15 protein-coding genes are annotated in these 18,260 nt (G+C 56.6%); 10 read left to right on the forward strand and 5 right to left on the reverse strand.

Annotation, left to right across the window (positions count from 1 at the left end; genetic code table 11):
* Positions 1–7: 7 nt before the first annotated feature.
* Both gmhB and J2W17_RS13140 read left to right on the forward strand, forming a co-directional pair.
* The gene (gmhB, locus tag J2W17_RS13135) at positions 8–541 is read left to right on the forward strand and encodes a D-glycero-beta-D-manno-heptose 1,7-bisphosphate 7-phosphatase (protein ID WP_307334429.1); all 534 of its coding nucleotides are present in this window, start codon (positions 8–10) and stop codon (positions 539–541) included.
* A gap of 80 nt (positions 542–621) precedes the next feature.
* Positions 622–1,401 carry a lysophospholipid acyltransferase family protein gene (locus tag J2W17_RS13140; protein ID WP_307334433.1) on the forward strand — a complete coding sequence of 260 codons (780 nt, stop codon included), beginning with the start codon at positions 622–624 and terminating at the stop codon, positions 1,399–1,401.
* A 353-nt stretch (positions 1,402–1,754) separates the two neighbouring features.
* On the opposite strand, the gene J2W17_RS13145 is transcribed toward J2W17_RS13140, so the two are convergent.
* Positions 1,755–3,287: a PAS domain-containing sensor histidine kinase gene (locus tag J2W17_RS13145; RefSeq protein WP_307334436.1), complete on the reverse strand. Its 1,533-nt coding sequence runs from the start codon at positions 3,285–3,287 to the stop codon at positions 1,755–1,757.
* A gap of 171 nt (positions 3,288–3,458) precedes the next feature.
* On the opposite strand from J2W17_RS13145, the gene J2W17_RS13150 reads away from it, so the two are divergent.
* Positions 3,459–4,178 (forward strand): response regulator transcription factor, encoded by a 720-nt coding sequence (locus J2W17_RS13150; RefSeq protein WP_307334439.1) that lies wholly within the window; start codon positions 3,459–3,461, stop codon positions 4,176–4,178.
* A 163-nt stretch (positions 4,179–4,341) separates the two neighbouring features.
* Here J2W17_RS13150 and gyrB read toward each other — a convergent pair whose 3' ends face one another.
* Genes gyrB through dnaA form a run of 4 tightly spaced genes read right to left on the reverse strand, consistent with a single transcriptional unit; the run spans position 4,342 to position 10,552 of the window.
* On the reverse strand, positions 4,342–6,759 hold the full coding sequence (gene gyrB, locus J2W17_RS13155; protein ID WP_064680829.1) for a DNA topoisomerase (ATP-hydrolyzing) subunit B: 2,418 nt from the start codon (positions 6,757–6,759) through the stop codon (positions 4,342–4,344).
* A gap of 5 nt (positions 6,760–6,764) precedes the next feature.
* Positions 6,765–7,868: a DNA replication/repair protein RecF gene (gene recF / locus J2W17_RS13160; protein WP_307334444.1), complete on the reverse strand. Its 1,104-nt coding sequence runs from the start codon at positions 7,866–7,868 to the stop codon at positions 6,765–6,767.
* A 20-nt stretch (positions 7,869–7,888) separates the two neighbouring features.
* On the reverse strand, positions 7,889–8,992 hold the full coding sequence (gene dnaN, locus J2W17_RS13165) for a DNA polymerase III subunit beta (protein ID WP_064680536.1): 1,104 nt from the start codon (positions 8,990–8,992) through the stop codon (positions 7,889–7,891).
* Between the two features lie 39 nt (positions 8,993–9,031).
* Complete coding sequence (dnaA, locus tag J2W17_RS13170) at positions 9,032–10,552, reverse strand: chromosomal replication initiator protein DnaA (protein WP_307334448.1); 1,521 nt, start codon at positions 10,550–10,552, stop codon at positions 9,032–9,034.
* Between the two features lie 566 nt (positions 10,553–11,118).
* Between dnaA and rpmH the strand changes: the two genes are divergently transcribed.
* From rpmH to rsmG, 7 genes are all read left to right on the forward strand, one after another.
* Positions 11,119–11,253 (forward strand): 50S ribosomal protein L34, encoded by a 135-nt coding sequence (gene rpmH, locus J2W17_RS13175; protein WP_003213577.1) that lies wholly within the window; start codon positions 11,119–11,121, stop codon positions 11,251–11,253.
* A gap of 16 nt (positions 11,254–11,269) precedes the next feature.
* Complete coding sequence (rnpA, locus tag J2W17_RS13180; RefSeq protein WP_201116479.1) at positions 11,270–11,671, forward strand: ribonuclease P protein component; 402 nt, start codon at positions 11,270–11,272, stop codon at positions 11,669–11,671.
* The gene (yidD, locus tag J2W17_RS13185; protein ID WP_074872215.1) at positions 11,664–11,909 is read left to right on the forward strand and encodes a membrane protein insertion efficiency factor YidD; all 246 of its coding nucleotides are present in this window, start codon (positions 11,664–11,666) and stop codon (positions 11,907–11,909) included. Before rnpA ends, yidD begins: the two co-directional genes overlap by 8 nt.
* A 2-nt stretch (positions 11,910–11,911) precedes the next feature.
* Positions 11,912–13,600, forward strand: coding sequence for a membrane protein insertase YidC (gene yidC / locus J2W17_RS13190; RefSeq protein WP_307334453.1), 1,689 nt, complete (start codon positions 11,912–11,914; stop codon positions 13,598–13,600).
* 79 nt (positions 13,601–13,679) lie between these two features.
* Positions 13,680–15,050 (forward strand): tRNA uridine-5-carboxymethylaminomethyl(34) synthesis GTPase MnmE, encoded by a 1,371-nt coding sequence (gene mnmE / locus J2W17_RS13195; RefSeq protein WP_307334456.1) that lies wholly within the window; start codon positions 13,680–13,682, stop codon positions 15,048–15,050.
* 656 nt (positions 15,051–15,706) lie between these two features.
* The gene (mnmG, locus tag J2W17_RS13200) at positions 15,707–17,605 is read left to right on the forward strand and encodes a tRNA uridine-5-carboxymethylaminomethyl(34) synthesis enzyme MnmG (RefSeq protein ID WP_307334459.1); all 1,899 of its coding nucleotides are present in this window, start codon (positions 15,707–15,709) and stop codon (positions 17,603–17,605) included.
* Entirely contained in the window at positions 17,602–18,246 is a 645-nt protein-coding gene (gene rsmG / locus J2W17_RS13205; RefSeq protein WP_307334463.1) for a 16S rRNA (guanine(527)-N(7))-methyltransferase RsmG, read from the forward strand. Before mnmG ends, rsmG begins: the two co-directional genes overlap by 4 nt.
* The last annotated feature ends 14 nt before the right edge of the window (positions 18,247–18,260 follow it).

Consider the following 18,260-nt stretch of genomic DNA (forward strand, 5'->3'; position numbering starts at 1 on the left):
ATAGCTGTTGAAACTGCTGATTCTCGATCGGGACGGGGTGATCAATTATGACTCCGACGCTTACATCAAGTCGGTGGAGGAGTGGATTCCACTCCCCGGTTCAATCGAAGCCATCGCGCAGTTGAGCAAAGCCGGCTGGACGGTGGCCGTGGCCACCAACCAGTCGGGCATCGCTCGCGGCTATTACGACATCGCCACCCTGGAGGCCATGCACGAGCGCTTGCGCTCGCTGGTGGCAGAGCAGGGTGGTGAGGTCGGTCTGATCGTCTACTGCCCGCACGGGCCGGACGACGGCTGCGATTGCCGCAAGCCAAGACCCGGAATGTTGAAAACCATCGCCGCGCATTACAACGTAGCGCTGACTGATCTTTGGTTCGTTGGCGATTCCCTTGGTGACCTGGAAGCCGCCAGAGCCGTCGATTCTCAGCCAGTTTTGGTGAAGACCGGCAAAGGCGAAAAGACTTTAGGCAAGACCCTGCCAGCGGGCACCTTGATTTTTGACGATCTGGCGGCGATTGCCGCAGAACTTATCCACAATTGAGCGCTTCTGATATTCCTGGCCAAGGATTGATCGGGAGTGCGCTTATATAGACGGGCAATGCCCGCACGGTAAACGTCGCCATGTCGATACTGCAGGCCATCAGAACCTTCCTCTTTTACCTGCTGCTGGGCACCAGCTCGTTGCTCTGGTGCAGCCTGAGCTTTTTGATCGCACCTTTTTTGCCTTTCAAGGCGCGATATCGCTTTATCAATGTGTATTGGTGCCGCTGCGCCTTATGGCTGAGCAAAGTATTCCTGGGCATCAGTTATGAAATAAAAGGTGCGGAGAATGTGCCCGACCAGCCCTGCGTGATTCAATCCAATCACCAGAGCACCTGGGAGACTTTCTTTCTCTCGGCCTATTTCGAACCGCTGAGCCAAGTGCTTAAGCGTGAACTGCTCTACGTTCCGTTCTTCGGTTGGGCGATGGCCATGCTGCGACCGATTGCCATCGACCGCGACAATCCTAAAGCTGCGCTCAAACACGTGGCGAAGAAGGGCGATGAATTGCTCAAAGATGGCGTGTGGGTGCTGATCTTCCCGGAAGGAACGCGGGTGCCTTATGGCACCATCGGAAAATTCTCCCGCGGTGGCACCGCTTTGGCAGTCAATGCTGCGCTTCCGGTGCTGCCGATTGCGCACAATGCGGGCAAATTCTGGCCGAAAACCGGTTGGGCGAAAAAGCAGGGCGTTATCACCGTGATCATCGGTGCGCCCATGTACGCCGACGGCACCGGACCGCGCGCCATTGCCGAACTGAACGATCGGGTCCAGGCGTGGAACGAGCAGATGCAACGGGAAATGGGCTCGCTTCCGCCTGCTCCGCAAGCCCCGGCGGCCAGTGATCAAATGGCAGTTTGAGATTCTGTGGATAACCTGTGTATCGTTTTGCTTACAAATGCCAAATTTGGCCAGTATCTTTTTGATTTATATACATATTTCCTAAACACATAAAACGTCGGAAAAGGTGCATAAGTTTTTTCGGGGCGTAAAAAAACCGGCTGATATAGCCGGTTTTTTTATGGAGAAATGGCAGTGTACGGCCGTACCGGAGGAAACCCTATCAGAACTGCTAGTGTTGGTTTTTTGGGGCATTTGTTAGGGTGCTGAACAAAGATTCCCGCTTCAAGTCGGCGGTTCAATCAGACCTGGATGAGGAGTCTTCCGATGCCCGTTTCCCGTCACACTCCCTGCGCGTTCCACCCTATTTTTTATCACTCCTTTAACAACGGAAAATGCAGCCTGAACCGTGTGCCTTGACCCACCACACTTTGACATTCAATCCTTGCGCCATGTCGATCCATCACTGCCTTGACCATCGACAGCCCCAACCCCACGCCATCGATGCCGTGGGCTGAAGACAGTCGCCGATACTGGCTGAACAGTTCGGGCAATTCCTCTGCCGCGATGCCTTTACCTTGATCAATGATTTCGCATGTCAGCCAGCCATCAGCGCAGTTGACCTGCAAAACGATTCGGGTGCCGGGACCGCTGTACTTGATGGCGTTCTCCAGCAGATTGAACAAGGCTCGGGTCAGCAACGCCTGATCGGCCATGATCAAGCTTTCCTGCGCTACATCATCCAGGTGATGGACCATTTCGATCTGCTTCAACTGCGCAATGGTCAATGTCTGGTCGAAGACATCCAGCACCATCATCGCAAACAGGCTCGGCTGAAACTGATACGCCTCTGACTCGGCCTTGGCCAGTTGTACGAAACCGTCAGTCAAATCCAGGGCTCGACGCACCTGGCACTCGATCTGTTCGAACAACTGGCTGTCCCCGACGGATTGATGTCGGTGTACGTCCAGCAGGGCGAGAATTGCCGAATGAGGCGCCCGCAGATCGTGGGACAAAAAGCGCAACAGCACACCGCGTTGTTCCTCGGCATCACGCTCAACGCTGAGGTCGGTCAGGCTCAACAACCAACCGATAGGCGTTTCTCCGTCAACCGGCAGCAACGCAGCGCGCTCCAGACGAAGGCTGCGTTCTTTCACGTCCCTGAACTCCACCAGCGGCAAAGTCGACAAGAGCGGCCGAGGGCCGTCGACCAGTTCCGGATAGCCAAGCTTGGCCAATTGTTCCAGAACGTCGTCGCCCACCAGGTCGGCGCCGAACAGATCCCTGGCTTTACGGTTCCCCAGCAAAATTCGGCCATGAGGATCACTGATCAAGGTGGCGACAGGCAAATACTCGAGGCCATCGGCGATAAAGCGGCGGGTATCACGGGTTCGCCCCATCGCTTGTTCCAGCGCCATGATCTGTCCTTGCAGAGGATCGTCCGTCGGAAATTGGGCACGACGGCGCTCCGGAAAGACCTTTGGCTCGCTGTCCAGCCGCTCCAGTTCCCAGCCAAAATAGGTCAGCACCACACTCAACCGCCGCCAGTTCCAGATCAGGTAACCGAACAACATGCCCGCCAGACTCGCTGCAGGAGACCACCACCAGTCCAGTTTTGCCAGTCCTATGCTCATCAGCAGCGCACAACTCATGCCCGCCAAGGTCAACCAGAGCGCCAGCCTCGGACGGAGCAATAACAAACCCAAGACACAGGCCACCAGACAAATGGACAACAACGCACCCCACGCGCCTGATCCATTTCGGTGACTGGTCTCGGTATTAAATGAAAGAAGGCCCGTCAGGGGTAGCAAAAGCAAGCTTATCCACAGCCATTCGCGAACCAGTTGCCGGAACAACCTTTGGACTTGAGTCGGCTCACGACTTTCCCGGCGGCGTTCATTATTCATAGGCAATACTGTCGTAATGGTTGTAGGGAATTTCGTTCATGGGTCACAGTTCCCGGAGGAGGGTGCTTGAAGAATCATAGCGGACACGACCAACGGAAAGCTGCTTACTTTCACTCTCCAACCGAACGTGTATTGTCAGATAACATGCTGGCCGCCAAAGGAATAACGTACATGCGTGTCGCGATACTGGATGACGAACCGGCAGAACTGCGCAGGGTTGAACAGACTTTGCGGCAGATGGCCGAACCGGGTGAACCTGCCTGGTCATTGCACAGCTTTGAGCAGGGAGAGGATCTGCTACGCCAATTGCGGCGGGAAACTTTCGACCTGCTTATTCTCGATTGGCAATTGCCAGGCTTCAGCGGCCTGTCGCTGTTGCGCTGGACCCGCGAGCACATGGACGCACCGCCCGCCGCGATCATGCTGACCAGCCGCGACGCCGAAAGCGATATCGTCCAGGCGTTGAATGCAGGCGCCGACGATTACGTCAGCAAACCGTTTCGACCCAATGAACTGAAAGCCAGAGTGGCGGCAGTGTTGCGTCGGCATAGCCAGCAACGTGCGGCAGCGAATGAAGTGCTGAGCTTCAATGACCTGGTGTTCGATGATGCCGAGTTGACTGTAAGCCGCGCCGGAAAACCGATCGGGATGACTGAGCGGGAATACCGACTGGCGCGTTGCCTGTTCAGTAACCTGGGACGGCCGCTGTCCCGGGAGTATCTGTATGAGCGGTTCTGGACCCATGAAGAGATGGTGTCTTCCCGACCACTGGATACTCACATTTATCGCCTGCGCAACAAGCTTGGGTTGACGGCAGATCGCGGTTGGCAATTGTTGACGATTTACGGGTATGGGTATCGGTTGGAGAGTGTGGCGGCGGCAAGCGACTGAAGATCAAAAGATCGCAGCCTTCGCCAGCTCCTACTGGAGCGCGTTCATCCACGGATGTCGCGACGAACACGGTCAACGTAGGCGCTGCCGCAGGCTGCGATCTTTTGATCAAAAAAAAAGGCCAACGCGTGAGCGTTTGCCTTTTTATTTACAAGCAGCTGGATCAGAAATCCAGGTTGGATACCGCCAGGGCGTTGCTTTCGATGAAGTCACGACGTGGCTCGACCGCATCACCCATCAGGGTGTTGAAGATCTGATCCGCGCCAATGGCGTCTTCGATGGTGACTTTCAGCATCCGGCGCTGGCTTGGGTCCATGGTGGTTTCCCACAGCTGATCCGGGTTCATTTCACCCAGACCTTTGTATCGCTGGATGGTGTGACGCTTGGTGCTCTCAGCCATCAGCCACTCGAGCGCTTCCTTGAACTCGGTGACCGGCTTCTTGCGCTCGCCACGCTGGATATAGGCGCCGTCGTCCAGCAAGGTGCTCAGTTGAGCGCCCAGAGAAACAACCGTCTTGTAGTCGTTGCTGCCGAAGAAGTCGCGGTTGAAAGTGACGTAGTTCGACAAGCCGTGGGAGATCAGTTCGACCTCAGGCAGCCAGACATTACGCTCACGGTCTTCACGCAGGCTGGCTTTGTAGACCAGGCCAGACTTCTCGACGGTACGCAGGCGCACTTCATATTGGGCCAACCAATCCTGCATGGCGGCGTGATCGGACAGTTGCTCCATGCTCACCGCAGGCAAGTAGATGAAGTGCTCGGTCAGTTCCTGTGGGTACAGGCGTGACAGACGCTTGAGGGTCTTCATCACCAGGCGGAAGTCATTCACCAGACGCTCGAGCGCTTCACCAGAGATACCCGGTGCTTCTTCGTTCAGGTGCAGGCTCGCATCTTCCAGGGCCGACTGCGTCATGTACTCTTCCATGGCGTCGTCGTCTTTGATGTACTGCTCTTGCTTGCCTTTCTTGACCTTGTACAGCGGTGGCTGGGCAATGTAGATGTAGCCGCGCTCGATCAGCTCCGGGAGCTGACGGAAGAAGAAGGTCAGCAGCAGGGTGCGGATGTGCGAACCGTCGACGTCAGCATCGGTCATGATGATGATGTTGTGGTAGCGCAGCTTGTCGATGTTGTACTCGTCACGGCCAATGCCGCAGCCCAGCGCGGTGATCAAGGTGCCCACTTCCTGGGAAGAGATCATCTTGTCGAAGCGCGCCTTCTCGACGTTCAGGATCTTGCCTTTCAACGGCAGGATAGCCTGGGTTCTACGGTTGCGCCCCTGCTTGGCGGAGCCGCCAGCAGAGTCACCTTCCACGAGGTACAGTTCGGAAAGGGCAGGGTCTTTTTCCTGGCAGTCAGCCAGTTTGCCCGGCAGGCCGGCAATATCCAGCGCGCCTTTGCGTCGGGTCATTTCACGGGCTTTACGCGCCGCTTCACGAGCGCGAGCCGCGTCGATCATCTTGCCGACGACCAGCTTGGCTTCGTTCGGGTTTTCCAGCAGGAAGTCGGAGAAGTACTTGCCCATTTCCTGTTCGACCGCGGTCTTCACTTCGGAAGATACAAGCTTGTCTTTGGTCTGCGAGCTGAACTTCGGATCAGGCACTTTTACCGAAATGATCGCGGTCAAGCCTTCACGGGCATCGTCGCCGGTGGTCGCGACCTTGTGCTTCTTCGCCAGGCCTTCCGCTTCGATGTAGGTATTGAGGTTACGCGTCAGGGCCGAACGGAAACCCACCAGGTGAGTACCGCCGTCGCGCTGAGGAATGTTGTTGGTGAAGCACAACAGGTTCTCGTTGAAGCTGTCGTTCCACTGCAAGGCGATTTCCACGCCGATGCCGTCTTCACGCTGGATGTTGAAATGGAATACCTGGTTGACCGGGGTCTTGTTGGTGTTCAGGTATTCAACGAACGCTCGCAGGCCACCTTCGTATTTGAACAGCTCTTCCTTGCCGCTACGCTCATCCTTGAGGACGATGCCGACGCCGGAGTTGAGGAAGGACAGTTCACGAATCCGCTTGGCCAGGATGTCCCAGCTGAAGTGGATGTTCTTGAAGGTCAGATCGGAAGGCTTGAAGTGGATCTGAGTACCCGTGGTTTCGCTTTCGCCAACGATTTTCATCGGCTCTTTCGGAACACCGTGGATGTAAGTCTGTTCCCAGATCTTGCCGCTACGGCGAACGGTCAGAACCAACTCTTCGGACAAGGCGTTTACAACCGACACACCTACACCGTGCAGGCCGCCGGATACTTTGTAGGAGTTGTCATCGAACTTACCACCAGCGTGCAGCACGGTCATGATGACCTCGGCTGCCGAAACGCCTTCCTCTTTGTGCACATCTACCGGGATGCCACGACCATTGTCGCGAACGGTGATGGATTCATCCGGGTGAATGATGATGCTGATGTCATCGCAGTGGCCGGCGAGAGCTTCGTCGATCGAGTTATCGACCACTTCGAAAACCATGTGGTGCAGACCGCTGCCATCGTCGGTGTCACCAATGTACATACCGGGACGTTTGCGTACGGCATCCAGGCCTTTCAGCACTTTAATGCTCGTTGAGTCGTACGTATTTTCTTCGCTCAATGCCTTCACTCCCGATGGTCGTGGGTCTGGGTGATACGGCCCTGTTCCACGTGGAACAAAGCGACTGGCGTTTCCGTCTGCCAGCCTTCCCTCAATAATTCGTGATCTACACAAGTGATAAACACCTGGCAGCGTAAGTCTTCCAGCAAGCGGCAAAGCGCGCGACGGTGGTGCTCGTCCAATTCGGACGGCAGGTCATCCACCAGATAAATACACTGACCGCGTCGGGCCTGGCTGACCAAGTGCCCCTGGGCAATCCGCAATGCGCAAACCACCAACTTCTGCTGACCGCGAGACAAGATGTCCGCGGCATTATGAGCACCTAGTCGAAGGCGCAAATCAGCGCGTTGTGGTCCGGCCTGGGTATGACCCATTTGCTGATCCCGCTGCAGGGAACCGGCGAGTACGGCACTCAGCTCGCGGTCTTTATCCCAACCTCGGTAATAGCTGAGCGTTAAGCCCTCGAGCTCAACCAATTCGCTCAAGGTCTGTTCAAAGACTGGTTTCAAGGCTTTGATGTAAGCGCGGCGGTATTCATCAATTTCAGCGCTGGCCTGGCACAATTCCCTGTCCCAAACCGCTTGCGAAACGGCGTCAAGTGTACCATGCCGCAGCCAAGAGTTTCTCTGGCGCAAGGCCTTCTGCAAGCGCTGCCAGGTGGACATGAAGCGCGGTTCCACGTGGAACACACCCCAGTCGAGAAACTGTCTCCGAATCTTCGGCGCCCCCTCCAATAGCCGGAAGCTGTCGGGGTTGATCAGCTGCAGCGGCAGGATTTCCGCCAACTGCGCCGCGCTGCGGGCGTTCTGTCCATCAATACGGATCTGGAACTCACCTTGTCGGTCCCGTGAGATGCCGAGGGCACTGTGCCCGCCCTGAGCCAACTCCACCTGCCCAAACACCGTGCAGGCGAGCTGCTCATACTGGATGACCGGTAATAAGCGGGTGCTGCGAAACGAACGGGCAAGCCCCAGCAGATGGATGGCCTCCAGAACACTGGTTTTGCCGCTGCCGTTGGCGCCGTAAAGAATGTTGATGCGGGGAGAGGGGGAGAAGGTCACCGGGTGCAGATTGCGCACCGCGGTGACCGAGACGCGACTTAAGGACATCTAGCTTCTGCTGAGCATGATTACAGACGCATCGGCATGACAACGTAGGCCGAGTCGTCGTTGTCGGACTCTTGCACCAGCGCGCTGCTGTTGGAGTCGGACAGGATCAGTCGAACTTGCTCAGTGGTCATCACGCCCAACACGTCGAGCAGATAGCTCACGTTGAAGCCGATTTCCAGAGGGCCGCCGTTGTACTCGACACCCACTTCTTCTTCCGCTTCCTCCTGCTCCGGGTTGTTGGCCTGGATCTTGAGCTGGCCATTGGCCAGTTGCAGGCGAATACCACGGTACTTCTCGTTGGACAGAATCGCGGTACGGCTGAAGGCTTCACGCAAGGCCTGACGATCACCCAGCACCAGTTTGTCGCCGCCTTTTGGCAGAACGCGCTCGTAGTCGGGGAATTTTCCATCGACCAGTTTCGAGGTGAAGGTGAACTCCCCCGTGGTGGCGCGGATGTGATGTTGGCCCAGGACGATGCTGACGATGCCGTCCGGCTCGGTCAGCAAGCGCGCCAGCTCGAGGATACCCTTGCGCGGCACGATGACCTGGTGGCGATCCGGCTGACCGATATCGGCCTGCATCGAACACATGGCCAGACGGTGACCATCTGTTGCCACGGCGCGGATGATGCCGGCAGACACTTCCAGCAGCATGCCGTTCAGGTAGTAACGCACGTCCTGCTGGGCCATGGCGAAGCTGGTGCGTTCGATCAGGCGACGCAATTTGCTTTGCTCCAGGCTGCAGGTCAGCGAGCCAGGGCCTTCTTCCACGGTAGGGAAATCGTTGGCCGGCAGGGTCGACAACGTAAAGCGGCTACGGCCGGCCTTCACCACGAGCTTCTGCTCGTCGACCTTGATATCGATCAGCGCGTCGTTCGGCAAGCTTTTGCAGATGTCCATCAGCTTGCGCGCAGGCACCGTGATGGAGCCCGGATCTGCGGGTTCTTCGAGTTGTACACGACCGACCAGCTCGACTTCCAGGTCGGTACCGGTCAGCGACAGTTGCTGGCCTTCGACAACCAGCAGCACGTTGGAAAGCACCGGCAAGGTCTGTCGGCGCTCGACGACGCCCGCGACCAGTTGCAGGGGTTTCAACAGGGCTTCGCGTTGAATGGTGAAATGCATGGTCTAGTCCCTTGCCTTAATAAGCTGCGCTGGTGTTCATCAAGTGGTCAGTGTACGCAGCAGGTTCTTGTAGTCCTCGCGGATGTCCGCGTCGGATTCCTTGAGTTCGTTGATCTTGCGACAGGCGTGCAAAACAGTCGTGTGGTCGCGGCCACCAAACACATCGCCGATTTCCGGCAGGCTGTGGTTAGTCAACTCTTTGGACAACGCCATGGCAACCTGACGCGGACGAGCGACCGAGCGTGAACGACGCTTGGACAGCAGGTCGGAAATCTTGATCTTGTAGTACTCGGCGACGGTGCGCTGAATGTTATCCACAGAGACCAGTTTATCTTGCAGTGCCAACAAGTCTTTCAGGGATTCGCGAATCAGCTCGATGGTGATGTCGCGGCCCATGAAGTGCGAGTGGGCGATCACGCGTTTCAGCGCGCCTTCCAATTCACGAACGTTGGAGCGAATTCGCTGGGCAATGAAGAACGCCGCATCGTGTGGCAGATCGACTTTGGCCTGGTCGGCCTTCTTCATCAGGATCGCCACGCGGGTTTCCAGCTCCGGCGGTTCGACGGCCACCGTCAAGCCCCAACCGAACCGGGACTTGAGGCGCTCTTCGAGGCCTTCGATTTCTTTAGGATAGCGGTCACTGGTAAGAATGACCTGCTGTCCACCTTCAAGCAGGGCGTTGAAGGTGTGGAAAAATTCTTCCTGGGAGCGTTCCTTGCGGGCGAAGAACTGAATGTCATCGATCAGCAGCGCGTCCACCGAACGGTAGAAGCGCTTGAACTCGTTGATCGCGTTCAATTGCAGCGCCTTGACCATGTCGGCCACGAAACGCTCCGAATGCAGGTACACCACCTTGGCATTCGGATTCTTCTTTAACAGGTGGTTACCCACAGCGTGCATCAAGTGGGTTTTACCCAGGCCCACCCCCCCATAAAGGAAGAGCGGGTTGTAACCGTGCTTGGGGTTATCCGCTACCTGCCAGGCCGCAGCCCGGGCCAGTTGGTTGGACTTGCCCTCGACAAAATTCTCGAAGGTAAAGGTGCGGTTCAGGTAGCTGGTGTGCTTGAGCGCACCTTCGACCTGGACCGTGCGCTGTTCGGAGCGGACCGGGGCCTGTTGAGAACTCGCACCCGCCATAGGGTCGAAACTGTCCCGGGATGGCTCCTCACTGACTTCGGCTACTTTCTGCGTCGAACGCTTGGTCGGTAGGGATGCCGGCGCGGGAGCCGGGGCGCTGGCAGGCGCTTGAGCCGCCTGTGCCTGGGACGCAGCAGCAGCCAGCGGCGCATTGGGAGCGGCACGTGGAGCCGAACTGCGTTTGCTACCTATTAATAAGGAGAGCGCAGGCGTCATGCCATTGCCATGCTCGTCCAGCAGCTCGAGGACGCGGCCCAGGTACTTTTCGTTTACCCAGTCGAGAACAAAACGGTTCGGTGCGTAGACACGCAACTCGTCGCCTTCGGCTTCGACCTGTAGCGGACGGATCCAAGTGTTGAATTGTTGGGCAGGCAGCTCATCGCGCAAAAGCTCCACGCACTGCTGCCATAGTTCCACTGACACGGATATCCCCTAAGTCGAAAGCCGGTGAGGCAAAAACAAGCGGCCATTGTAGCGACCAGACGCCTACTTATCCACACGTAGGTTGTTCACCGCAGAAGAAGAATCGGAGTTTTACAAATAAAAAAGACGACCAATGGTCTGTGCATAAGCCCTGTGGATAACCGCCCCTAAGGTCGTTGCACAAGTGGGGGCGAAACTCGGTGGATAACCAGCCTGTGGATAACAAGGCCTTTCACACACAGCTTATCCGACAGCGCAGCACAGGCTGACCACTGTTTTCCACCGTAGTTGTCATCCTCTGTACAACGCGGCGTAGAAGGCCTTAAGGCAGTTATCCACAGATGATGGAGGCCCTAGCTTTTATAAGCTTTACAGAAAAGCTTTAAATACTTTCCTTCTTTATTTCTATATCTAGCGAAGGGCTGACACCGGCAAAACCCCTGGAGATCTATTTATAAGGAAACGCTGGTTGGAAATTGACCTAGAGGCTTGCTTTCTCTAGAATCCCCGGTCTCTTAAAACGGGGGCCATTCCGGCCCGTTGTGGACGAATCAGGTAACACGACAATGAAACGTACTTTCCAACCAAGCACCATCAAACGCGCTCGTACCCACGGTTTCCGTGCTCGCATGGCTACCAAGAACGGTCGTGCCGTCCTGTCGCGTCGTCGCGCCAAAGGTCGTGCGCGTCTGGCAGTTTGATAATCCGGCACTGGAGGTGAGTCAGGACTTCAGTCGGGAAAAGCGCCTGCTTACCCCCCGGCATTTCAAGGCAGTCTTTGACTCCCCTACCGGCAAGGTTCCGGGGAAAAATCTCCTGCTCCTTGCGCGCAACAACGATCTTGATCACCCCCGTCTCGGGCTGGTAATCGGGAAAAAGAGCGTGAAGCTCTCCGTCGAGCGCAATCGCCTCAAACGTCTGATGCGCGAATCGTTCCGTCTGCACCAGGACTCACTGGTCGGCTGGGACATCGTTATCGTCGCGCGCAAAGGTTTGGGTGACGTAGAAAACCCCGAATTGATTCAGCATTTCGGCAAACTCTGGAAGCGTCTGGCACGTAGCACGCCGGTACCAGCAGTCAAAGCCGAAACTGTAGGGGTAGACAGTCCCGATGCGTAAACTGGCACTCGTTCCGATCCAGTTTTATCGCTATGCCATTAGTCCCCTGATGGCCAGTCACTGTCGTTTCTACCCCAGTTGTTCCTGCTACGCGTATGAAGCCATAGAAAATCATGGCCTTCTGCGCGGTGGCTGGCTGGCCTTTCGTCGTTTAGGTCGCTGTCATCCGTGGAATCCCGGTGGTTATGACCCGGTTCCATCTATCCCTACCTCCCGTTCTTCTTCGATGGCCGAGTAATCATGGATATCAAACGCACGATCCTGATCGTCGCCCTGGCAATCGTGTCCTACGTTATGGTTCTTAAATGGAACCAGGACTATGGCCAGGCTGCCCTGCCGACTCAGAATGTTGCTTCCAGTACTACCGCACCGGGTCTACCGGATACGGCGACTGGCAATAATGCTTCTGTCAGTGACGACATCCCCCGCGCCGCAAGCGATACCAGTGCAACTGCACCTGCTGAAACACCAGTAGCGGCAAGCAAAGACCTCATCCAGATCAAAACGGATGTGCTCGACCTGGCAGTCGATCCACAAGGTGGCGATGTTGCCCAGCTGAAATTGCCGTTGTATCCACGTCGTCAGGACCATCCGGAAATTCCGTTCCAGCTGTTCGATAACGGCGGTGAACTGACTTACCTGGCGCAAAGCGGTCTGATCGGTACCAACGGCCCGGATGCAAACCCGGCCGGCCGCCCGGTCTACTCCTCGGAGAAGAAGACTTATCAACTGGCTGAGGGTCAGGACCAATTGGTCGTGGACCTGAAGTTCAGCAAGGACGGCGTCAATTACATCAAGCGTTTCACCCTGAAACGTGGCCTGTATGACGTAACCGTTTCTTATCTGATCGATAACCAGAGCGCACAGCCCTGGTCCGGTGCGATGTTCGCGCAACTGAAGCGTGACGCCAGCGGCGATCCTTCCTCTACCACTGCCACCGGTACCGCGACTTACCTGGGCGCTGCCCTGTGGACAAGTAACGAACCGTACAAGAAAGTGTCCATGAAGGACATGGACAAGGCGCAGCTGAAGGAAACGGTCAGTGGTGGTTGGGTTGCATGGTTGCAACACTACTTCGTGACCGCATGGATTCCGGCCAAGGGCGAAAACAACGTCGTCCAGACCCGTAAAGACAGCAAGGGCAACTACATCATCGGTTACACCGGCCCCGCAATGAGCGTCGCGCCAGGTGCAAAAGCCGAAACCAGTGCCGTTCTGTATGCGGGTCCGAAAAGCCAGGCAGTGCTCAAAGAGTTGTCCCCAGGCCTGGAACTGACCGTCGACTACGGCATTCTGTGGTTCATCGCACAGCCAATCTTCTGGTTGCTGGGACACATCCACGCCATCGTCGGTAACTGGGGCTGGTCGATCATCTTCCTGACCATGCTGATCAAGGGGATTTTCTTCCCGCTGTCGGCAGCCAGCTACAAATCCATGGCGCGCATGCGTGCAGTGGCACCGAAACTGGCAGCGCTGAAAGAGCAGCATGGCGACGACCGGCAGAAAATGTCGCAAGCCATGATGGAGCTGTACAAGAAAGAGAAGATCAATCCGCTGGGTGGTTGCTTGCCAATCCTCGTGCAGATGCCGGTTTTCCTTTCGCTGTATTGGGTTCTGCTGGAAAGCGTTGAAATGCGCCAGGCGCCGTTCATGCTGTGGATTACCGACTTGTCGATCAAGGATCCGTTCTTCATTCTGCCGATCATCATGGGCGTAACCATGTTTATCCAGCAGCAGCTGAACCCGACGCCTCCGGATCCGATGCAGGCCAAGGTGATGAAGTTGATGCCAATCATCTTCACCTTCTTCTTCCTGTGGTTCCCGGCCGGTCTGGTTCTGTACTGGGTAGTGAACAACGTGTTGTCGATTGCCCAACAGTGGTACATCACGCGTAAGATCGAAGCGGCTATGAAAAAAGCCGAGGCGTAACTTGCTCTGTGGATAACCACTCAAAACGCCCCCTAGTGGGGCGTTTTGCTATCTGTCACTTTTGTCTGGATACCGGTTTATGAGCGTACCTCGTGAAACCATCGCCGCCGTCGCCACCGCTCAAGGTCGCGGCGGTGTGGGCATCGTCCGTATTTCCGGGCCATTGGCGAGTGTTGCGGCCAAGGCTTTCAGCGGTCGAGAACTCAAGCCAAGGTTTGCCCACTACGGACCCTTTTTCAGTGAAAACGCTGAGGTCCTGGATCAGGGCATTGCCCTGTATTTTCCGGGACCGAACTCATTTACTGGCGAGGACGTGCTGGAACTCCAGGGCCATGGCGGTCCGATCGTTCTGGATATGCTGCTTAAACGCTGCCTGGAACTGGGCTGCCGCCTGGCCCGACCCGGTGAGTTCAGCGAACGCGCTTTCCTCAACGACAAACTGGACCTGGCCCAGGCCGAAGCCATCGCGGACTTGATCGAGGCGAGTTCGGCCCAGGCGGCACGCAATGCCCTGCGTTCCTTGCAGGGCGCATTTTCCGAGCGTGTGCACAACCTCACAGAGCAACTGATTGGCCTGCGGATCTATGTCGAAGCAGCCATCGACTTTCCCGAAGAGGAGATTGATTTCCTCGCCGATGGCCATGTACTGAGCATGCTCGACAAGGTACGTGATGAGTTATCCACCGTATTGCGCGAAGCCGGACAGGGGGCGCTGCTGCGCGATGGTATGAACGTGGTGATTGCCGGTCGACCCAATGCGGGTAAATCCAGCCTGTTGAACGCGCTGGCCGGTCGTGAAGCGGCGATCGTCACCGAGATTGCCGGTACCACGCGGGACATTCTTCGCGAACATATCCACATCGATGGCATGCCGTTGCATGTGGTCGATACCGCAGGTCTTCGAAATACCGACGACCAGGTGGAAAAAATCGGCGTCGAGCGGGCATTGAAGGCCATTGGCGAAGCTGATCGCGTATTGCTGGTGGTCGACGCCACCGCACCCGAGGCACTTGATCCATTCGCGTTGTGGCCTGAATTCCTGGAAACCCGTCCGGACCCGGCGAAAGTCACGCTGATCCGCAACAAGGCAGACCTGACCGGCGAAGCGATTGCCATGGAGGTCAGCGAGGATGGCCATGTCACCATCAGCCTCAGCGCCAAATCTGCCGGCGACGGGCTGGAACTGCTGCGTGACCATCTCAAGGCCTGTATGGGCTATGAACAGACCTCCGAGAGCAGCTTCAGCGCTCGCAGGCGTCACCTTGAAGCGCTACGCCATGCCAGTGCTTCCCTGGAACACGGCCGTGCACAGCTGACCTTGGCGGGTGCCGGTGAACTGCTGGCTGAAGATTTGCGCCAGGCCCAGCACGCTTTGGGGGAAATCACCGGTGCGTTCAGCTCCGATGACCTGCTTGGGCGGATCTTTTCCAGCTTCTGCATCGGTAAGTAGGAGCGAGCTTGCTCGCGATGGTGCTGAGGGCGACGCGTTTATCCAGCAAACACGCGTTATCGTTTACGTCCATCGCGAGCAAGCTTGCTCCTACAAGGGTCAGCGTTCGCTTAACTGACTGGCATTAGCCATTCGGGCCTGTCTGTTTCTCCCATCTTCTTAAATTTTCTTCCAGTGCCGAGCAGATTCTTTCTGCTTGAGCGGATTTTCCGCGCCCGTGATTTACTTATTCAGCGAATTTCTGTGGATTAAGCCCTGTGAATAACCGCCACTAAGGTCAGTTGATAACAGGGCCTGAAAACTGCGAATAACCGTCCCTGTGGATAAGCACCCGTTTAATCCACAGGCTTAAACCGGTTATCCAAGGGCCTCATTGGTACATGACCACAGGGTTTTGATCCTCTGTACATACCGATTTTAAAGGGCTGTGTAGATCTATCCACAGAAAGGTGCCTCAGTAGAAATAAACATAAAAACAAAGATTTAATAAATTTCTTTCTTTTTAATTTCTGTTAAGCCGACTTTTCCACAGCTGGTTAAATTTTGTGCAAAGGGTTCTTTAGAAAGGGCGAAGTCCCTATACTTGCCGACCAGGTCCAAAAACCTGTGCTCAAACTATTTCTGATTACCTGACTGAAGCAGGCACGAGGTGCGTGGTGGATTTCCCTTCCCGTTTTGAAGTGATCGTCATCGGCGGCGGTCATGCCGGTACCGAGGCAGCACTGGCGTCAGCACGCATGGGGGCAAAAACCCTGTTGCTGACGCATAACGTGGAAACCCTCGGTGCCATGAGTTGCAACCCTGCCATTGGCGGGATCGGCAAAAGCCACCTGGTCAAGGAAATCGATGCCCTGGGCGGCGCGATGGCCATGGCTACCGATAAAGGCGGTATTCAGTTTCGCGTGTTGAACAGCCGCAAAGGCCCGGCCGTACGAGCGACTCGTGCTCAGGCCGACCGGGTTCTGTACAAGGCCGCTGTCCGCGAAGCCCTGGAGAACCAGCCGAACCTGTGGATATTTCAACAAGCCGCCGATGACCTGATCGTCGAGCAGGAACAAGTGCGCGGTGTAGTCACCCAAATGGGTCTGCGTTTCTTCGCCGATTCCGTGGTGTTGACCACTGGCACCTTCCTCGGTGGACTTATCCACATCGGCATGCAGAATTTTTCCGGCGGTCGCGCCGGTGATCCGCCATCGATTGCCCTGGCTCACCGTTTGCGTGAATTGCCGTTGCGCGTCGGTCGCCTGAAAACCGGTACACCGCCGCGCATCGACGGTCGTTCCGTGGATTTCTCCGTGATGACCGAGCAGGCAGGTGATACGCCTATACCGGTGATGTCGTTCATGGGCTCCAAAGAGCAGCACCCGAAACAGGTCAGCTGCTGGATTACCCACACCAACGCCCGCACCCACGAGATCATCGCCGCCAACCTCGACCGTTCGCCGATGTATTCCGATGCAGGGTCGATCGAAGGGATCGGCCCGCGGTACTGCCCGTCGATCGAAGACAAGATTCATCGCTTTGCCGACAAGGAAAGCCATCAGGTCTTCATCGAACCCGAAGGCCTGACGACCAACGAGCTGTACCCGAACGGGATATCCACATCCTTGCCGTTCGACGTGCAGTTGCAGATCGTGCAATCGATCCGCGGCATGGAAAACGCACACATCGTGCGGCCGGGCTACGCCATCGAGTACGACTACTTCGACCCGCGTGACCTGAAGTACAGCCTGGAAACCAAAGTCATCGGCGGTCTGTTCTTCGCCGGGCAAATCAACGGCACCACCGGTTACGAAGAAGCCGGCGCCCAGGGTTTGCTGGCCGGAGCCAACGCCGCACTGCGTGCTCAGGGCAAAGACGCCTGGTGCCCGCGTCGGGACGAGGCATACATCGGGGTATTGGTCGATGACCTGATTACCCTGGGTACCCAGGAACCGTACCGGATGTTCACTTCCCGCGCCGAATACCGCCTTATCCTGCGTGAAGACAACGCCGACCTGCGCTTGACCGAAAAAGGTCGCGAACTGGGTCTGGTGGACGACGCGCGTTGGGCGGCGTTCTGCACCAAACGCGAAAGCATAACGCTGGAAGAGCAACGCCTGAAAAGTACCTGGGTTCGCCCAGGCACCGAGCAAGGCGATGCGATTTCCGAAAAGTTCGGCACGCCGCTGACCCACGAATACAACTTGCTCAACCTGCTGAGCCGTCCGGAAATCGACTACGCCGGTCTGATCGCCGTGACCGGTGGCGGCGCGGAAGATCCACAAGTGGCCGAGCAGGTTGAAATCAAGACCAAATACGCCGGTTACATTGATCGCCAGCAGGATGAAATCGCACGCCTGCGGGCCAGTGAAGACACAAAACTGCCTGTGGATATCGATTACACGAACATTTCCGGTCTCTCCAAAGAGATCCAGAGCAAGCTTGGTGCGACCCGTCCAGAAACCCTGGGCCAGGCGTCGCGTATTCCAGGCGTCACTCCCGCGGCGATTTCGCTGTTGATGATTCATTTGAAAAAACGCGGCGCTGGCCGTCAGTTGGAGCAAAGCGCTTGAGTTCGTCGGTCACCGCGCAACACGCAGAAGAGTTATCCACAGGTGCTCGCCAGCTTGGTGTGACCCTGTCAGACACCCAGCATGGACAACTTCTGGGTTATCTGGCCCTGTTGATAAAATGGAACAAGGCTTACAACCTGACCGCCGTTCGCGATCCGGACGAAATGGTGTCCCGACACCTGCTCGACAGTTTGAGCGTGATGTCTTTCGTCGAAAACGGTCGCTGGCTGGACGTTGGCAGCGGCGGCGGCATGCCGGGGATTCCATTGGCCATCCTGTTTCCGCAGTCCCAAGTGACGTGCCTGGACAGCAATGGCAAGAAAACCCGCTTCCTGACCCAGGTCAAACTCGAACTCAAACTGGACAACCTGCAAGTTATCCACAGTCGCGTCGAAGAGTTTCAGCCTGCACAAGCCTTCAACGGGATCATCTCCCGGGCGTTCAGCAGCATGGAGAACTTCAGCAACTGGACTCGTCACCTCGGCGACACCGATACGCGTTGGCTGGCAATGAAGGGCGTTCATCCGGCCGATGAGCTGGTAGCATTGCCGGCAGACTTCCACCTCGATAGCGAACACGCCCTGGCCGTACCTGGTTGCCAAGGCCAACGCCATCTGCTGATACTGCGCCGCACGGCATGATTGGGAACACAAGC

This window comes from Pseudomonas lini (assembly GCF_030812475.1).
Lineage (GTDB): Bacteria > Pseudomonadota > Gammaproteobacteria > Pseudomonadales > Pseudomonadaceae > Aquipseudomonas > Aquipseudomonas lini_A.

Excerpts from the sequence above, each read along its gene's own strand:
- recF (WP_307334444.1), bottom strand. The coding sequence starts at position 7,868 with ATGTCCTTAAGTCGCGTCTCGGTCACCGCGGTGCGCAATCTGCACCCG.
- J2W17_RS13150 (WP_307334439.1), top strand. The coding sequence starts at position 3,459 with ATGCGTGTCGCGATACTGGATGACGAACCGGCAGAACTGCGCAGGGTT.
- yidD (WP_074872215.1), top strand. The coding sequence starts at position 11,664 with ATGCGTAAACTGGCACTCGTTCCGATCCAGTTTTATCGCTATGCCATT.
- yidC (WP_307334453.1), top strand. The coding sequence starts at position 11,912 with ATGGATATCAAACGCACGATCCTGATCGTCGCCCTGGCAATCGTGTCC.
- rpmH (WP_003213577.1), top strand. The coding sequence starts at position 11,119 with ATGAAACGTACTTTCCAACCAAGCACCATCAAACGCGCTCGTACCCAC.
- mnmE (WP_307334456.1), top strand. The coding sequence starts at position 13,680 with ATGAGCGTACCTCGTGAAACCATCGCCGCCGTCGCCACCGCTCAAGGT.
- J2W17_RS13140 (WP_307334433.1), top strand. The coding sequence starts at position 622 with ATGTCGATACTGCAGGCCATCAGAACCTTCCTCTTTTACCTGCTGCTG.
- J2W17_RS13145 (WP_307334436.1), bottom strand. The coding sequence starts at position 3,287 with ATGAATAATGAACGCCGCCGGGAAAGTCGTGAGCCGACTCAAGTCCAA.
- dnaN (WP_064680536.1), bottom strand. The coding sequence starts at position 8,992 with ATGCATTTCACCATTCAACGCGAAGCCCTGTTGAAACCCCTGCAACTG.